This window comes from Raineyella sp. W15-4 (assembly GCF_033170155.1).
Lineage (GTDB): Bacteria > Actinomycetota > Actinomycetes > Propionibacteriales > Propionibacteriaceae > Raineyella.
Genome location: NZ_CP137079.1, coordinates 2,180,303 through 2,195,829 on the forward strand (window position 1 = coordinate 2,180,303; position 15,527 = coordinate 2,195,829).

Here is a 15,527-nt window from a genome sequence, read left to right on the forward strand (position 1 = left end):
CCATTGCTCGGCACGGTCGGTCGGTCTCGTCAGATCTGTCGGTAATCACCCAGCGCATCACGGGGTCTGAGCTGATCATCTACCCGAGCTCCGGGCACGGCGGCATCTTCCAGTACTGGAAGAAGTCCGCCCCCATTGCCGCGGAATTTCTTACCGCCTAACTTCCCTACCCATCTCGTCCCTGTCCTGAAAGGAACCCTTGTAATGCGTGCCATCGTCGCTCCAGCCCCCAACGAGCCCGCCATGCTCACCGAGATCGCCCCTCCCCGCGCCAGCGGGGACGGCGAGGTGCTAATCGAGGTAACGCACTCCAGTGTGAACTACAAGGACGGCAGCACGGTCCTCGGCCGCCCAGGATTCGTGCGCACCTGGCCACTGACGGTCGGAATCGACATCGTCGGCACCGTCATCGCGAGCACCACGGACGTCTTCGCGTCCGGCGACCGGGTCACCCTCAACGGCGCCGGCGCTGGGGAGAACCGGCCCGGCGGGTACGCCGAATACGCCACTGCGCCCGCCGCGTCACTGGTGAAGGTGCCCGAAAACCTCACCTCGGCGCAGGCCGCCGCGATCGGCACCGCCGGGTTCACCGCCGCCCTCGCCGCACTCGCCATCGAAGACCACGGCCTGACACCCGGAGACGGTGAGGTGCTCGTCACCGGCGCCGCCGGCGGGGTCGGATCGGTCGCGGTCAATCTCCTCGCCCGCCGCGGCTATTCCGTGACCGCGTCCACCGGCCGCAAGGCTCAGGAGCACGCCTACCTCACCGGGCTCGGCGCCTCACGGGTCATCGACCGCGAAATCCTGTCAGAACCCGCCTCTGCACCGTTGCAGGAGCAGCGGTGGGCGGCCGTGGTCGACGGGGTCGGCTCCCACACCCTCGCCAACGCGCTCGCGCAGACCCGGTATGGCGGGATCGCGGTTGCCTACGGGCTCGCCCAGGGACCGGACCTGCCCGCGACCGTGCTGCCGTTCATCCTGCGCGCGGTTACTCTCACCGGTGCGAACTCCGTTGACGCCCCCCTGCCGCTACGGCAGCGCGCCTGGGACCTGTTGGGCGCCAATCTCGACCTGGACGCGCTCGATCGGATGAGCACCACGATCGGCCTCGGTGACGTACTCGATATCGCCCCGCGCATCCTTGCCGGGCAGGTCCGCGGCCGCACCATCGTCGAAATAGCAAGATGAACTCCGCCCACCCCGACGATTCTTCGATCTGACTTGTGAAGCGCCTCAGAGACACCCCGGGCATCCCGGCTAGACGCCGTTTGCCACGGACGCGGGGACCTTTCCGGCGGACAGTGTGAGGAACGCCCCCGCGCTCGTCTAGGTGTGCCCGACTTGATCACCCTGTCCACTTCTTTGGCCGCACCTCGAACGGCGACGCCGGCGAAGGCGGCCTGCTCGAATGGCCGGTTTCGGATGGTTCCTCGATTGTCCTCGTCATTGTTGGTCTGGAAAATGCTCTCGGGGTAGACCACGGCGACGACATCTCTCCGCACAGGAGGCGCGGCGCCGAACACGTACGGCCGGCCGACGATCTCCGCTGCGGAGTCGACGATTCCAGCCATCAGGAATGCGGTCAGGTTCGCCTGCTGCCAAACCCTGGAGATCATCCCTCAGGATCGCGACGATCTTGGTGTCCCACTTCGCATCTGTCATGCCCCACCTCACCTCTCGATATCTGCGACCGGTCCCCGCCGGATGGCGAAGGAGATCACCACCGCCACCCCGCACAGCGCTGCCGCCGCGAACCAGGCGAACGTGTACTGGCCGGTGACGTCGCGCACCACCCCGGCAGCGAGCGCGGCGATCGCCGCCCCGACCTGATGAGACGCGAAGGCCCAGCCGAACACGATCGGGCCCCGGTCGCCGAACGCCTCGTTGCACAGCGCCACAGTGGGTGGGACAGTGGCGACCCAGTCGAGGCCGTACACGATGATGAACAGGATCATTGGGGGCTGTACGGAAGCGCCGAGGAGGAAGGGGAGCGCCGCCAATCCGACGCCGCGTCCGGCATAGTAGATGCCCAGCAGCACCCGCGGATCGAGCCGGTCCGTCAGCCATCCCGAGCCGATTGTCCCCAGTACGTCGAAGATGCCGACGACGGCGAGCAGGCCGGCGGCAGTGGTCTGGGGCATGCCGTGATCGTGGGCGCTCGGAATGAAATGCGTGCCCACAATGCCGTTCGTGGTCGCGCCGCAGATGGCGAATCCCGCCATCAGCGACCAGAACGTCTTCGAGCGACTCGCGATCCTCAGTGTGTGGAGTGCCGCGGCCGCCGGATTCCCCCTGGGTCGAGGGGGTGTGTGCCATCCGGGCGGGGCTCCGAACGGCACCACGGCCAGCTGCTCGGGGTCTCCGCGGAGCCAGCGAACGGCGGAAAGCAGCACGAGGGCCGTCGCAGCCAGGACGAGTGTGGCCCACCGCCACCCGACGCTCTCCGTCAGGTTCGCCACGACCGGGAGGAACACGAGCTGCCCGGTGGACTGGCCCGCTGTGAGGATGCCCATCACAAGACCGCGCCGCCGCGCGAACCAGGTGTCTACGACCGCCGCAGCGAAGACCAGCGCGACGGCGCCGGTGCCCAGTCCGATCAGCAGGCCCCACGTGACCACCAGCATCCATGGCCGGACGGAAAGCACTGACAGGCCTGATCCGGCGCCGACGAGAGCCAGGGCGGCGAAGGTGATGCGCCGGATGCCGAACCGCTGGATGAGCGCCGCAACGAAGGGAGCGGTCAGTCCATAGCAGAGCAGATTGACGGTGATGGCCAGCGAAATCTGGGCCGTCGACCATCCGAATTCGGTCTGCAGGGAGTCGATCAGGGCACTGGGGGCCGCCCGGGCTCCGGCCGCGACGGTGAGCACGAGGAAGGCGATCGCTGCCACCCCCCAAGCGGGGTGCAGGTGCCGGTGGTGCGCTGTATCGCACCTGGGGGCGGATTCGCGGTCCATCTCGCCGTGTGCCGGTGGCCTCGAACTCACACCACCGGGACGCGCGGGGCCTCGAACGCGGCCGCCGTACCTCCCTGGAGGCCATCCAGGGAGCGGGCATTCGCCACGTGGGGGATGCCGAGATCAATGGCGCTGACGTCCGTCAACCGGTCGTATTGGGCATCGGTGAGCTCGACGTCGAGGGCGGCGAGGTAGTCGTCGAGCTGGGCAACGTGCCGCGGGCCAACGATGGGGAGCGCGGGGGTCGCCAGCCGTCGTGCCCGTTCACTCACCCATGCGGTGGCGACCTGCGCCGGCGGGCAACCGATCTCCTGCGCGACCTCGAGGACGGCGTCGACGATCGCCGTCGTCTGCGCAGTCGACTCGCTATGCACAAGTCGGTTCCAGTCGCTCAGACGTCCTTCTCTGCCGTGCCGGTACTTGCCGGTCAGCAGACCGCCGCCGAGAGGAGACCAGAAGGTCGCGCCCAGCCCCAAAGCCTCGGCCATGGGCAGCAGCTCGCGGTCGGCGCTCCGCTCGACCAGGCTGTACTCGATCTGGATCCCGACGATCGGCGACCACCCGGACACCTCGGCCAGCAGCGCGGCCCGGGAGACTCGCCAGGCGGGGAAGTTCGACAGACCGATGTAGAGGATCTTGCCCTGGTGGACGAGATCGTCCAGGCCCCTGAGAATCTCGTCGACGGGGGTGAGGGCGTCGGGATAGTGCACCCACAGGACGTCAATGTAATCGGTACCGAGTCGCGAAAGGCTCTCCTCGACGGAGATGCGCAGATTCTTCCTGGCATTCCCGGTGCGCAGGAGCTTGGGCTGGGGACTGGCCCCGACGGTGAACTTCGTCGCCAACACCAGGTCGTCACGCTCGGCCCGGACGAATTCGCCTACCAGTTGCTCCGATTGCCCGGCCTGATAGGTGTCAGCAGTGTCGATGAAGTTCCCGCCCGCCTCCACGAACCGGTCGAAGATCGCCTTTGCCTCGTCCCGCTCTGTCCCGGCACCCCACCCGGTGCCGAAGTTCCCCGTGCCCAGGGCGTACTCGCTGACCCGCAACCCGCTGCGGCGTCCGAACGTCGTGTATCGCATGCCTGTTCCTGTCCGTCGTGGGCGAGCAGCCGCCCGGAGCCTCTGGCCCCTTCAAGCGTACCGATGCTAAGTTGGTTATCACAACTCAGCTTCCGGGTGCTGTCACCGGGCGTCATCTGAGGAACGACAACTACCGCGTTGCGGTCGGAGGAGACATGATGCACACCACCACGACTCACGCCCCGCTCACCTCGACCCTGCTCGATGGTGCTGACCCAGCCCCGCTGTTCACCCCGTTCACCCACTCCGGGGTGGAGCTTGCGAACCGGTTCGTGATGGCGCCGATGACGCGCAGCTTCTCACCCGGCGGAGTCCCCGGACAGGACGTGGTGGACTACTACCGGCGCCGAGCCGCTCACCTGGGCCTGATCGTGACCGAGGGCACTTACATCGACCACCCCTCCGCGGGCAGCAGCGACCGAGTACCCCGCATCTACGGGGACGACGCCACCGCCGGATGGCAGCGGGTCGTCGATGCCGTCCATGCTGAGGACGGCCGAATCTTCCCCCAGCTATGGCACCTGGGCCTCCGCCGCCACGAAGGCACCGCCCCGCACCCGGAGGCCCCCGTGGTGGGGCCATCTGGCATCGGCTTCGACGGATCACCCCACGGTACCGAGGCATCGCCGGCGGACATCGATGCGATCATCGCCTCCTTCGCCAGGGCTGCGGCGACCGCGAAGAACATCGGCTTCGACGGGGTCGAGCTGCACGGAGCGCACGGATACCTCCTGGACGCATTCCTGTGGTCCACGACCAACCGGCGCACCGACCCCTACGGCGGCAGCCCGGCCTCCCGCGCCCGCCTGAGCGCCGAGGTCGTCGCCGCGGTACGGGACGCCGTGGGCCCGGACTACCCGGTGGTGTTCCGGTATTCGCAGTGGAAAGGCACCGACTTCGACGCCCGCATCGCGTCGACTCCCGCGGAGCTCGACACCATCCTCGCCCCGCTCGCCGCCGCCGGGGTATCCGGATTCCACGTCTCCACCCGCCGCTACTGGCTCCCCGCCTTCGACGGCGAGGAGCGCACCCTGGCCGGATGGACCAAGCACCTCACCGGACTACCGACCATCGCGCTGGGCTCGATCGGTGTCGCCTCCCCGTTCCTGCAAGACGACACCGCCGCCGGGTCGCTGAGTCTGGCGCACCTGCTGGAGCTGTTCGAGCGCGGCGAGTTCGACCTCGTCGGCCTCGGCCGAGCCGTGCTCTCCGAGCCTGAATGGACCAGCAAGCTTCGCGACGGCCGCCTCGACGAGATCCGCCCGTACACCAAAGACGACGAGAAGCACCTCCTGTAGCGACACCAGAGCGAGCGAGCCGACCTCTGGATTGGTTGTGCGAAGTCAGGCTAGAGTTGAGAGTATGCCTCGTCCGTCGCCGATTCTTGCCCACGCGATCGAGAACCCGTGCGCGATCATCCGTAGCCTCGGTGTGCTCACCGACACGTGGAGTTTCCTCCTGGTCCGAGAAGCACTGTTGGGGGCGCGGACGTTCGCGCAGTTCCGTGACGCGCTCGGCATCGCCTCCGACGTCCTGACCGCTCGGCTGGCCTCGCTCGTGGAGCACGGTGTCATGGTGAAGACGCCCTACCGGGTGCCCGGCCAGCGCACCCGCGACGCCTACGACCTGACCCCTGCAGGCGAGGAGTTGAAGACGGTGCTCGTGGCGATGCAGCAGTGGGGCCACACCCATGTTCCCCAGGAGCCGGAGCTGCGGGTCGTGCCGCTGACCACCGAGGGACGCCAGCGTGTGCACGCCGAGCTCGTCGACCCTGCCGGGCGGACTGTTGCCCCGGAGGCGGTGCAGTTCGTCCGTACTGCATCGCGGCCGGCCCCGGTGGACGGGTGATGGCTGCACCCGACCGGCGAGCACCCGCTCGCTTGGTTCGGTGCGGCAAGGCTCTGCGTCGTCGCCGCGGTCATCGCCATCACCATCCCGCCGCCCCCGCGCCGCAATCCCGCAGGTGTGCGCATGCGCGCGCTTACTCCGGCTGTAGTGAGGATGGCACGGACGACCGGGAGGGCGCGGTCGGGGTCAGCGGGGAAGGATCGCGGAGATCTGGGTGCGGATCGCGTCGACGATCTGCTCGACACTGCTGTCGACGTGCTCGCTGGAGGCCATGGTCAGGAACAGGATCGCGGAGATCACCCGAGCCAATGTCGCCGCCCCCGCCTCATCCAGCCGGAGATGCTGGAGGAGGCCTGCGGTGGCGTCTTCAGTCTGCCCGACGATCGCGAGGGCTTCGGCGTGGCGAGGTTCGGCGGGGTCGCCGAAGACCATCTCGCGCAGGTAGGTGCGGCCGTTGTCGACCTGCACCCGGTTGCATGCCACCACCGGCGTCAGCAGCGCCACCACCGCGTCCAGCGCGGTCGGCTCCTCGGCTGCGGCCGCACATCCACGCTCCAGAGCGGTGGCGTAGTGGGCGTTCTGCACGAGCAGCAGCAGTTCGCCCTTGGTCTTGGCGTACAGGAACAAGGTCCCGGTGCCGATGTCAGCCGCATCGGCGATCTGCTGGGTGGTGACCTCGTCGACACCGTGCTCGGCGAACAGCGCGCTGGCGACTGCGGTGATGCGCTCGAGCTTGGCCTGCTTGTTCCGCTCGCGTCGCCCGAGCGGCTCAGGCGCCACTGGCATGGATCGTCCTCCTGGAATAAACTATGACTCCACTCAGGTTTGAGTATAGTCACTGTTGTGTGGGCTCGAATGCGGTTCCCCTCATTCTCCCACGTCCGGCCAGGCGCCCTTTGCCGGGCCGGAGGCGACGTGACACCAGGCGAACCCGACGCCCACACCGGCCACCCTTTTCGACCATCCGAAGATCACACATCAAGGAGTTTCATTCCATGACTTCCCTCAACGGCGCTGTCGTCCTCGTCACCGGCGCGAATGGCGGCATCGGCGGTCCCTTCGTCCGCGAAGCCCTCTCCCGGGGAGCGGCCAAGGTGTACGCCACCGCCCGCAACCCTCGCCAGTGGGACGACGAGCGCATCGTGCCCCTCACCCTTGACGTCACCGACCCGGCCTCCATTCAGGCCGTCGCGGAGCAGGCCTCCGACGTGACCGTGCTGATCAACAACGCCGGCGCCTCGGTCTCCACTCCGGGCATCCTCACCCACACCGATGAAGAGATCCGCCAGAACGTGGAGACCAACTTCCTCGGCCCGTTGTTCCTTGCCCGCGCGTTCGCCCCGATCCTCTCCGCGAAGGGCGGCAACACCGCCATCATCGACATCCACTCGGCGCTGTCCTGGTGGGCCGTTGCGGGGATCTACTCGGCCACCAAGGCGGCCCTGTGGTCGGCGACGAACTCCCTGCGCCTGGAGCTGCAGCCCGCGGGCGTGCAGGTGGTCGGCGTGCATGTCGGCTACGTCGACACCGCGATGGCTGCCCACGCCGAAGGCCCCAAGCTCGCCCCGGCCGACCTCGTCACACAGGTGTTCGACACCGTCGAGGCCGGCGGCTACGAGGTCCTCGCCGACGAGAGCTCGGTCCACCTCAAGGCCGGTCTGTCCGCACCGCTCGAGACCGTCTACCCGCAGCTCGCCGCCGACAAGTGACCCCGGCCGGGGAGGCCACCGAAGCGCTCCGCTCGGCGGGAGGCTGCGCCTGGGACTCCTTCACCATCCCGCATCTCGTCCCGGCTCACACTCCGTGCTCGTCGCCACCACCTGCCCCGCCTGATCCCGGACCCCGACCGTGCCGCGCTGGTGCGGCGGGCGTTCGAGGACAAGCTACGTGAGGGTCGACGGAGCCTGCTCCACACCCGCCACGCCGGAGCCGTGCCGCTGGACCTGCTGAAAGCAGGAATAGGACCGCATTGCGCGCAGGCTTGCGTTCTCGCTCGCGCATCGACGCCGGCCAGATCAAGTACAACCGAGAGGACATGAAGCCCGCCGACGTCGCGGGTTTGAACATCCAATCCATGGTGGGCACAACCGGACTCGAACCGATGACACCCTGCTTGTAAGGCAGGTGCTCTACCAACTGAGCTATGCGCCCTCAGGGCAGGCGACCACTATAGCGGGAAGTGGTAGTGCACCGCCGCGAGGTGCTCGCCGACATCCCGCGCCGTCGGCAGGTCGACCTGCTTGGACCAGGCCAGGACGCCGTCGGGTCCGATCAGGTAGGAGTGCCGCCGGTCGCAGCCGATCTTGTCGTCGAAGGCTCCGTACGCCCGGCCGATCGCCCCGTGCGGCCAGTGGTCGGAGACCAGGGTGAAGTCCAGGCCGAACTGGCGGTCCACCTCGCGCAGCACGAACGTGGTGTCGGTCGACACCGCGACCAGCCGGCACCGGGCGGCGTCGAACAGGTACGCCATGTCGCGCAGGTTCTCCAGCTCGTCACGACAGACGGAGCTGAAGGAGAAGGCGAAGAAGAACAGCAGCACGGGTCCCCCGCGCCACGCCTGCAGGTCGAAGTCGCGGCCGTGCTGGTCGCGGCTGCGGAAGTCCGGGACCGTCCGTCCGACGACGGGGACCTGCTGTTCCATCAGCGCCGGCCGCCCCGGGGGCGGACGAGTTTGCTCGCACTCCAGTCGCCCGAGACGCTGCTCGTGGTGGAGGTCTGGGCCAGCCCGGAGGTGATCGCCGCCTCGGCGATGTCGGCGGGATCCACGTGCCCTTCCCGGCCGACCTTCGGTGTCAGCAACCAGATCACGCCGTCGTTCTTGAGGTCCGTGAGTGCATCGACGAGGCCGTCGGCGATGTCGCCGTCGTTCTCCCGCCACCACAACAACACGACATCGACCGCCTCGACGGCATCCTCCACGAGTTCGCCGTCCACGGCGTCCTCGATGGTGATGCGCAACGTGTCGTCCACGTCCTCATCCCAGCCCAGCTCCTGGACGAGCTGGCCGGCGGCAAGGCCCAAACGGCCTGCGGCGTCGCTGGCCACGGAGGTGTCCCCTTTCGGTGGTGCGTCAACAGGTACACGAAGAAGTGTGGACACCACATTGCCAGACCCCGGGCCCGACGTCACGTCCCCCGCACCGTCGGGGCGTCCACCCGGCCCGCACGCCGCCGGGCGTGGACCAGTAGGCTGGTACGGCCTGCGAAACCTCCTTAGTCTTTGCCTGATCACACAACGACGACGACCAAGGTCGGCACGAACGGATAGGACGATGCATGGCCAATCGCGGTGACCGCCCGGCGCTGAGCGCCCAGGGCCTCCCGAACCAGTTGCCCGACGTGGACCCCGACGAGACCGAGGAATGGATCTCCTCCTTCGACGGGCTCCTCGAGGAGAAGGGCCCCCACCGAGCTCGCTACATCATGCTCGAGCTCCTCGCCCGTGCCCGCCAGCGCCAGATCGGCTTGCCGTCCCTGCGCTCCACGGACTACATCAACACGATCAGCACGGCTGACGAGCCGCTCTTCCCGGGCGACGAGGCGACGGAACGGGAGATCCGCCGGGCGCTGCGCTGGAACGCGGCGGTGATGGTGTCCAAGGCGAACCGCAAGGGCCTCGAGGTGGGCGGGCACATCGCCACCTATCAGAGCGCCGCGAGCCTGTACGAGGTGGGCTTCAACCACTTCTTCCGCGGCAAGGACCACCCGGGCGGTGGCGACCAGATCTACTTCCAGGGGCATGCCTCCCCCGGCATGTACGCCCGGGCGTTCCTCGAGGGCCGGCTCACCGAGTACGACCTGGACGGGTTCCGCCAGGAGGTGTCCCGCGGTCCGCACAACGGCCTGTCCTCCTATCCGCACCCGCGGCTGATGCCGGAGTTCTGGGAGTTCCCGACGGTGTCGATGGGCATCGGCCCGCTGAACGCGATCTACCAGGCCCGGTTCAACCGTTACCTGCAGAACCGCGGCATCAGGGACACCAGCCAGCAGCACGTCTGGGCCTTCCTCGGTGACGGCGAGATGGGCGAGCCGGAGTCCCTCGGCGCGATCGGTCGGGCCGCCCGGGAGGAGCTGGACAACCTCACCTTCGTGATCAACTGCAACCTGCAGCAGCTCGACGGCCCGGTGGACGGCAACGGCAAGGTCGTCCAGGACCTGGAGTCCTTCTTCCGCGGCGCCGGCTGGAACGTGATCAAGGTGCTCTGGGCCCGCGACTGGGATCCGCTGCTGGCGGCCGACCACGACGGCTCGCTGCTGCACAAGATGAACAGCACCCCGGACGGCCAGTTCCAGACCTATTCGATCGCGGACGGCTCCTATATCCGGGAGAAGTTCTTCGACACCCCCGTCCTGAAGCGGATGGTCGAGGGCTACACGGACCAGCAGCTGCAGCGGCTCGGCCGCGGCGGCCACGACTACCGCAAGGTGTACGCCGCCTACAAGGCCGCGACGGAACACGTCGGCCAGCCGACGGTGATCCTGGCGCAGACCGTGAAGGGCTGGACGATCGACGCCCTCGAGGCGAAGAACGCCACTCACCAGATGAAGAAGCTCACCTCGGCCGACCTCAAGGCGTTCCGCGACCGGCTGCACCTGCCGATCCCGGACTCCGCCCTGGAGGACGCCTACCACCCGCCGTACTTCAAGCCGGCCGACGACTCGCCGGCGATGCAGTACATGCGCGAGCGCCGGGCGGCCCTGGGCGGTGCGGTGCCCGAACGCCGGGTGCACCCCCGGGCGCTCAAGCTGCCCGGCGACGAGGTCTACAAGGAGCTGATGGCACCCGGCAACCCGAAGGCCAAGGTCGCCACCACCCAGGCCTTCGTCCGGCTGCTCCGGGACCTGATGCGCGATCCCGAGATCGGCCGGCGGATCGTGCCGATCGCCCCCGACGAGTTCCGCACCTTCGGGATGGACTCGATGTTCCCCACCGCCAAGCTCTACGACCCGCACGGGCAGACGTACGAGTCGGTCGACCGCAAGCTGCTGCTGGCCTGGAAGTCCTCGGCCGAGGGCCAGCTGCTGCACGAGGGTATCTCCGAGGCCGGCGGCCTGGGGTCGTTCACCGCGGCGGGCAGCGCGTACGCCACCCACGGCGAGCCGATGATCCCGGTGTTCATCTTCTACTCGATGTTCGGCTTCCAGCGGGTCGGTGACTTCATCTGGGCCGCCAGCGACCAGATGGCGCGCGGCTTCCTGGTCGGCGCCACCGCGGGACGTACGACGCTGACCGGTGAGGGTCTGCAGCACGCCGACGGGCACTCCCCGCTGCTCGCGTCGACGAACCCGGCGGTGGTGCACTACGACCCGGCCTTCGGCTTCGAGATCGCACTGATCGTCCGGGACGGCCTGCGGCGGATGTACGGCCACGACGACCCGGAGCACCCGAACGGCGAGAACGTCATCTACTACCTGACGATGTACAACGAGCCGGTGCAGCAGCCCGGCCCGGAGGCCGATCTCGACGTCGAGGGCGTGCTCCGCGGCCTGCACCTGTTCCGGCCGGCCGAGGACCACGGGTACGCCCGGGTCCGGCTGCTCGCCTCCGGCGTCTCGGTGCCCCAGGCCGTGGCGGCCCAGCAGATCCTGCGCGACGAGTGGCACGTCGACGCCGACGTCTGGTCGGTCACCTCGTGGAACGAGCTCAACCGCGACGCGCTGACCTGCGCCAAGTGGAACCTGGGTCACCCGGCGGCCGAGCGGCGGATCCCGTACGTCACCCAGAAGCTGTCCACGACGACCGGGCCGGTGGTCGCGGTCAGCGACTACATGCGTGCCGTGCAGGAGCAGATCCGCCCGTACGTCCCGGGTCCGTTCACCTCGCTCGGGGCCGACGGGTTCGGCTTCGCCGACACCCGGGCCGCCGCCCGCCGGTTCTTCCAGATCGACGACCGGTCGATGGTGGTCGCGGCGCTGGAGGCGTTGGAGTCCCAGGGGGCGTACCGCGCCGGGGCCGCGGCCGAGGCGTTCGCCCGTTACCGGATCGACGACCCGACCGCGGTGGCGAACGTCGCCCAGGAAGGCGCCGGCGCCTGATCATGGCCCTGACCTGGATCCAGCTCCCCTCGACCCGTTCCCGCGCCTCGATCGCCCGCCGGCTGCGCCAGGTGGCGGCGAAGATGACCACCGCGGCGATCGCCGCGGTGGATGCGCGCTACGAGTGGTTCGGGCGGCTCAGTCCGGAACACCGGGCCTCGGTGACCCTGGTCGCCCGCGCGGGCGTCGACGGGTTCATCGACTGGTTCGGCGAGGGGGGCTCGGACCGGCAGGTGCAGATCTTCGACCGGGCGCCACGGGAGCTGTCCCGGCACGTGTCACTCAAGCAGACGGTCGACCTGACCCGCAGCATCATCGACACCGTCGACGCCCAGATCGACGAACTGATGCCGCGGGCCGACCGGCCCTACCTGCACGCCGCGCTGAACGAGTACAGCCGCGACGTCGCCTTCGCCGCCGCCGAGGTGTACGCGGCCGCGGCGGAGGTGCGTGGGGCCTGGGACGTCCGCCAGGAGGCGACCGTCGTCGACGCGGTGATGCGCGGCGAGGTGGACGACACGGTGATGTCGCGGGTAGCCACCCTCGGCTGGCGGTCCACCACCGGGGCCCTGGTGATGGTCGGTGCCGCCCCCGGCACGGAGGCCGAGGCGAAGATCGAGGACACCCGGCGGATGGCCCGCACCCGTCATCTGGACTGTCTCGCCGCGGTGCACAGTGACCGTCTCGTCGTGGTCCTCGGCGGCCCGGCGCTGGCGGCCGACACCGACCCGCTGCCGATCGTCACCCCGCTGGCCGAGCGGTTCGGCGCGGGCCCGGTGGTGGTGGGGCCGCTGGTGGACCGGCTGTCCCAGGCCGGTGGCAGTGCCCGGGCCGCGATGTCTGGCCTGCGGGCCGCCCCGGGCTGGCCGGCGGCCCCGCGACCGGTGCACGCCGACGACCTGCTGCCGGAGCGGGCGCTGTCCGGCGACGGGCACGCCCGGCGGGCGCTGGCCCGTGACGTGTACGGTCCGCTGGTCGAGTCCGGCGGCGGTCTGTTGGAGACCCTCACCTGCTTCCTGGACGAGGGGCTGTCGATCGAGGCCTCGGCCCGGGCCCTGTTCGTCCATGCCAACACGGTCCGCTACCGGCTCAAACGCATCCACGAGGTGACCGGCTACTCGCCCACCGATCCCCGGGACTCGTACACGTTGCGGCTGGCTCTCACCCTCGGCCGGCTGCTGGGGGAGCACAGCGCCTGACCGGGGCGGTCCGGGACGCCGGTGACTTGTGGGATTCCGACAAACTTGGGACGCCCGATTTCGTGCGCCCCGTCCGGCGGCCGGCCCGACCGAGGCGCGAGAGTGGGATCGTGCTCGCAGTCGTCGCGCCCGGACAAGGCGCTCAAAAACCAGGATTCCTCCAACCATGGCTGACGGACCCCGCCGTCGCCGATCGACTGAACTGGCTCTCGGCGGTCTCCGGCCTCGACCTCGAGTACTACGGGACCGAAGCCGACGAGGACACCATCCGGGACACCGCCGTCGCCCAGCCGCTGCTGGTGGCGGCGGGTCTGGTGTCCCTGTCAGTCCTCTTCCCCACCCCCGATGCTGTCGAGCGGATCGGCGCGGTGGCCGGCCACTCGGTCGGTGAGATCACCGCCGCGGCCGCCGTCGGCGTGCTGTCCGCCGAGCAGGCGATGGTGTTCGTCCGGGAGCGCGGCAAGGGCATGGCCGAGGCCTCCGCCGTCCGCCCCACCTCGATGGCGGCGGTGATCGGCGGCAAGGAGGACGAGGTGCTGGCGGCGATCGCGGCCGCCGGCCTCACCCCGGCCAACCACAACGGCTCCGGTCAGATCGTCGCGGCCGGCACCGTCGAGGAGCTGGAGGCCCTCACGGCGAACGCCCCGCAGCGCACCCGGATCATCCCGCTCAGCGTCGCCGGCGCCTTCCACACCCGGCACATGGCCCCGGCCACTGCCCGACTGGAGCGGCTGGCCCGGGCCGTCACCCCGCACGACCCGAGCACCCGGCTGCTGCAGAACCGCGACGGCCGTCTCGTCCGGTCCGGTCAGGAGATGCTGCAGCGACTGGTCGGTCAGGTGGAGGCACCGGTCCGGTGGGACCTGTGCATGAGCACCCTGCGCGATCTCGGCGTCACCGGCCTGCTCGAACTGCCACCGGCGGGTACCCTCACCGGCATCGCCAAGCGCAACCTCAAGGGCGTCGAGGTCTTCGCCCTCAACACCCCCGACGAGCTGCCCGCGGCCCGGGCCTTCGTCGCCGAGCACACTGACCAGGCCGAGCACACCGACCAGACCACTGACCACACCGACGCCACGGAGGTGACCCGATGAGCTTCTCCCCCCGCCACCCGATCAAGGCATCCGAGGGCGTACCGTTCTCCCGGATCTACGGAATGTCCGGCTACACCCCCTCACGGGTCGTCACCAACGACGAGGTGATCACCTGGATCGACTCCTCCGACGAGTGGATCCGCACCCGCTCCGGGATCTCGCGGCGGCACTGGGCCACCGGCGAGGAGACCGTCGAGTACATGTCCGCCGAGGCGGCCAAGAAGGCGATCGAGCGCTCCGGTGTCCCGGTCGAGGAGATCGGCGCGATCGTCGTGTCCACCGTCGGGTGGTTCACCCAGACCCCGAGCCTGGCCTGCGTCATCGCCGGTGACCTCGGCAGCACCGCCGCCGCGTACGACATCTCCGCCGCCTGTGCCGGCTTCTCGTACGCCATCGCCCAGGCCGACGCCCTGGTCCGGTCCGGCGCGGCCCGCTACGTCCTCGCGATCGGCGTCGAGCGGCTCTCCGACCTGACCAACAAGAGCGACCGGTCCACCGCGTTCATCTTCGGTGACGGCGCCGGCGCCGCGGTGGTCGGCCCGTCCGACCAGCCGGGGATCGGCCCGGTGGTGTGGGGCTCCGACCCGGAGAACGGGCACCTGATCCAGCAGGAGCCGCACTGGCCGGAGGCGGTCGCGAAGGGGGAGATGCCGGTCCTGGTGATGGACGGCAACCCGGTCTTCAAGTGGGCCGCCTTCACCGTCAGCCACTACGCCGAGCAGGCCCTCGCCGCGGCCGGCCTGGCCCCCGAGGAACTCGACGTCTTCGTCCCGCACCAGGCCAACGACCGGATCACCCAGGCGATGGTCCGCACCCTCAAGCTGCCCGAGTCGGTGCTGGTGTCCCACAACATCGAGAACACCGGCAACTCGTCGGCCGCGTCCATCCCGATGGCGATCGAGGCCCTCTACGAAGGCGGCCAGGTGCACTCGGGTGAGACCTGTCTCATCATCGGCTTCGGCGCGGGGCTGGTCTATTCGGGCCAGGTCATCGTCCTGCCCTGATACCTTCCAACCTGACCAAGCCACCCACCACAAGGAGAGAAATATGGCTACCACTGAAGAGATCACCGTTGCCATGGGCGAGATCGTCAACGAGGTCGCGGGCATCCCGGTCGAGGACGTCCAGCTCGACAAGTCCTTCACCGACGACCTGGACATCGACTCGCTGTCGATGGTCGAGATCATCTATGCCGCCGAGGAGAAGTTCGGCGTGTCCATCCCGGACGAGGAGTCGAAGAACCTCAAGACGGTCGGTGACGCCGTCGCCTACATCGAGCGCGCGTCCAACTGACGTACACCCCCGGCGTGCT

General features: G+C 69.0%; 14 protein-coding genes, 1 tRNA gene and 1 pseudogene. 9 read left to right on the forward strand and 7 right to left on the reverse strand.

From position 1 onward, the window contains the following. Nucleotides 1-204 precede the first annotated feature (204 nt). Nucleotides 205-1,188, forward strand: coding sequence for an MDR family oxidoreductase (locus R0145_RS10135; RefSeq protein ID WP_317836697.1), 984 nt, complete (start codon nt 205-207; stop codon nt 1,186-1,188). A gap of 161 nt (nt 1,189-1,349) precedes the next feature. Here the strand turns inward: R0145_RS10135 and R0145_RS18440 are convergent. The 3 genes and pseudogenes from R0145_RS18440 to R0145_RS10145 all read right to left on the reverse strand — a co-directional run. Then, nucleotides 1,350-1,616: pseudogene (locus R0145_RS18440) on the reverse strand (DUF2000 family protein); the annotation flags it as partial. A gap of 54 nt (nt 1,617-1,670) precedes the next feature. Further along, nucleotides 1,671-2,891 carry an MFS transporter gene (locus tag R0145_RS10140; RefSeq protein ID WP_317836698.1) on the reverse strand — a complete coding sequence of 407 codons (1,221 nt, stop codon included), beginning with the start codon at nt 2,889-2,891 and terminating at the stop codon, nt 1,671-1,673. Nucleotides 2,892-2,983: 92 nt separating this feature from the next. After that, the gene (locus tag R0145_RS10145) at nt 2,984-4,039 is read right to left on the reverse strand and encodes an aldo/keto reductase (protein WP_317836699.1); all 1,056 of its coding nucleotides are present in this window, start codon (nt 4,037-4,039) and stop codon (nt 2,984-2,986) included. A gap of 155 nt (nt 4,040-4,194) precedes the next feature. On the opposite strand from R0145_RS10145, the gene R0145_RS10150 reads away from it, so the two are divergent. Both R0145_RS10150 and R0145_RS10155 read left to right on the forward strand, forming a co-directional pair. After that, nucleotides 4,195-5,337, forward strand: coding sequence for an NADH:flavin oxidoreductase (locus R0145_RS10150; protein WP_317836700.1), 1,143 nt, complete (start codon nt 4,195-4,197; stop codon nt 5,335-5,337). A gap of 64 nt (nt 5,338-5,401) precedes the next feature. Further along, nucleotides 5,402-5,887 carry a helix-turn-helix domain-containing protein gene (locus tag R0145_RS10155; protein WP_317836701.1) on the forward strand — a complete coding sequence of 162 codons (486 nt, stop codon included), beginning with the start codon at nt 5,402-5,404 and terminating at the stop codon, nt 5,885-5,887. A gap of 186 nt (nt 5,888-6,073) precedes the next feature. On the opposite strand, the gene R0145_RS10160 is transcribed toward R0145_RS10155, so the two are convergent. Then, nucleotides 6,074-6,673 (reverse strand): TetR/AcrR family transcriptional regulator, encoded by a 600-nt coding sequence (locus tag R0145_RS10160; protein WP_317836702.1) that lies wholly within the window; start codon nt 6,671-6,673, stop codon nt 6,074-6,076. Nucleotides 6,674-6,882: 209 nt separating this feature from the next. Here R0145_RS10160 and R0145_RS10165 point away from each other — a divergent pair, with 209 nt between their 5' ends. Continuing rightward, nucleotides 6,883-7,596 (forward strand): SDR family oxidoreductase, encoded by a 714-nt coding sequence (locus R0145_RS10165; protein WP_317836704.1) that lies wholly within the window; start codon nt 6,883-6,885, stop codon nt 7,594-7,596. Between the two features lie 366 nt (nt 7,597-7,962). Here R0145_RS10165 and R0145_RS10170 read toward each other — a convergent pair. The 3 genes from R0145_RS10170 to R0145_RS10180 all read right to left on the reverse strand — a co-directional run bounded on the left by R0145_RS10170 (nt 7,963) and on the right by R0145_RS10180 (nt 8,932). After that, nucleotides 7,963-8,038: transfer RNA gene (locus R0145_RS10170), tRNA-Val, on the reverse strand. Between the two features lie 16 nt (nt 8,039-8,054). After that, nucleotides 8,055-8,528, reverse strand: coding sequence for a redoxin domain-containing protein (locus tag R0145_RS10175; RefSeq protein ID WP_317836705.1), 474 nt, complete (start codon nt 8,526-8,528; stop codon nt 8,055-8,057). Continuing rightward, complete coding sequence (locus R0145_RS10180) at nt 8,528-8,932, reverse strand: DUF3052 domain-containing protein (RefSeq protein ID WP_317836706.1); 405 nt, start codon at nt 8,930-8,932, stop codon at nt 8,528-8,530. Before R0145_RS10180 ends, R0145_RS10175 begins: the two co-directional genes overlap by 1 nt. Before the next feature lie 230 nt (nt 8,933-9,162). Between R0145_RS10180 and aceE the strand changes: the two genes are divergently transcribed. From aceE to R0145_RS10205, 5 genes are all read left to right on the forward strand, one after another. Beyond that, complete coding sequence (aceE, locus tag R0145_RS10185) at nt 9,163-11,922, forward strand: pyruvate dehydrogenase (acetyl-transferring), homodimeric type (RefSeq protein WP_317836708.1); 2,760 nt, start codon at nt 9,163-9,165, stop codon at nt 11,920-11,922. Between the two features lie 2 nt (nt 11,923-11,924). Beyond that, complete coding sequence (locus R0145_RS10190) at nt 11,925-13,121, forward strand: PucR family transcriptional regulator (RefSeq protein WP_317836709.1); 1,197 nt, start codon at nt 11,925-11,927, stop codon at nt 13,119-13,121. A 110-nt stretch (nt 13,122-13,231) separates the two neighbouring features. Further along, nucleotides 13,232-14,215, forward strand: a complete 984-nt coding sequence (locus R0145_RS10195) for an ACP S-malonyltransferase (protein WP_317836710.1) — start codon at nt 13,232-13,234, stop codon at nt 14,213-14,215. Then, a complete protein-coding gene (locus tag R0145_RS10200) occupies nt 14,212-15,219 on the forward strand; it encodes a beta-ketoacyl-ACP synthase III (RefSeq protein WP_317836711.1) in 1,008 nt (335 codons plus the stop codon). The genes R0145_RS10195 and R0145_RS10200 overlap by 4 nt, the downstream gene beginning before the upstream one ends. 43 nt (nt 15,220-15,262) lie before the next feature. Then, nucleotides 15,263-15,508: an acyl carrier protein gene (locus R0145_RS10205; RefSeq protein ID WP_317689748.1), complete on the forward strand. Its 246-nt coding sequence runs from the start codon at nt 15,263-15,265 to the stop codon at nt 15,506-15,508. The last annotated feature ends 19 nt before the right edge of the window (nt 15,509-15,527 follow it).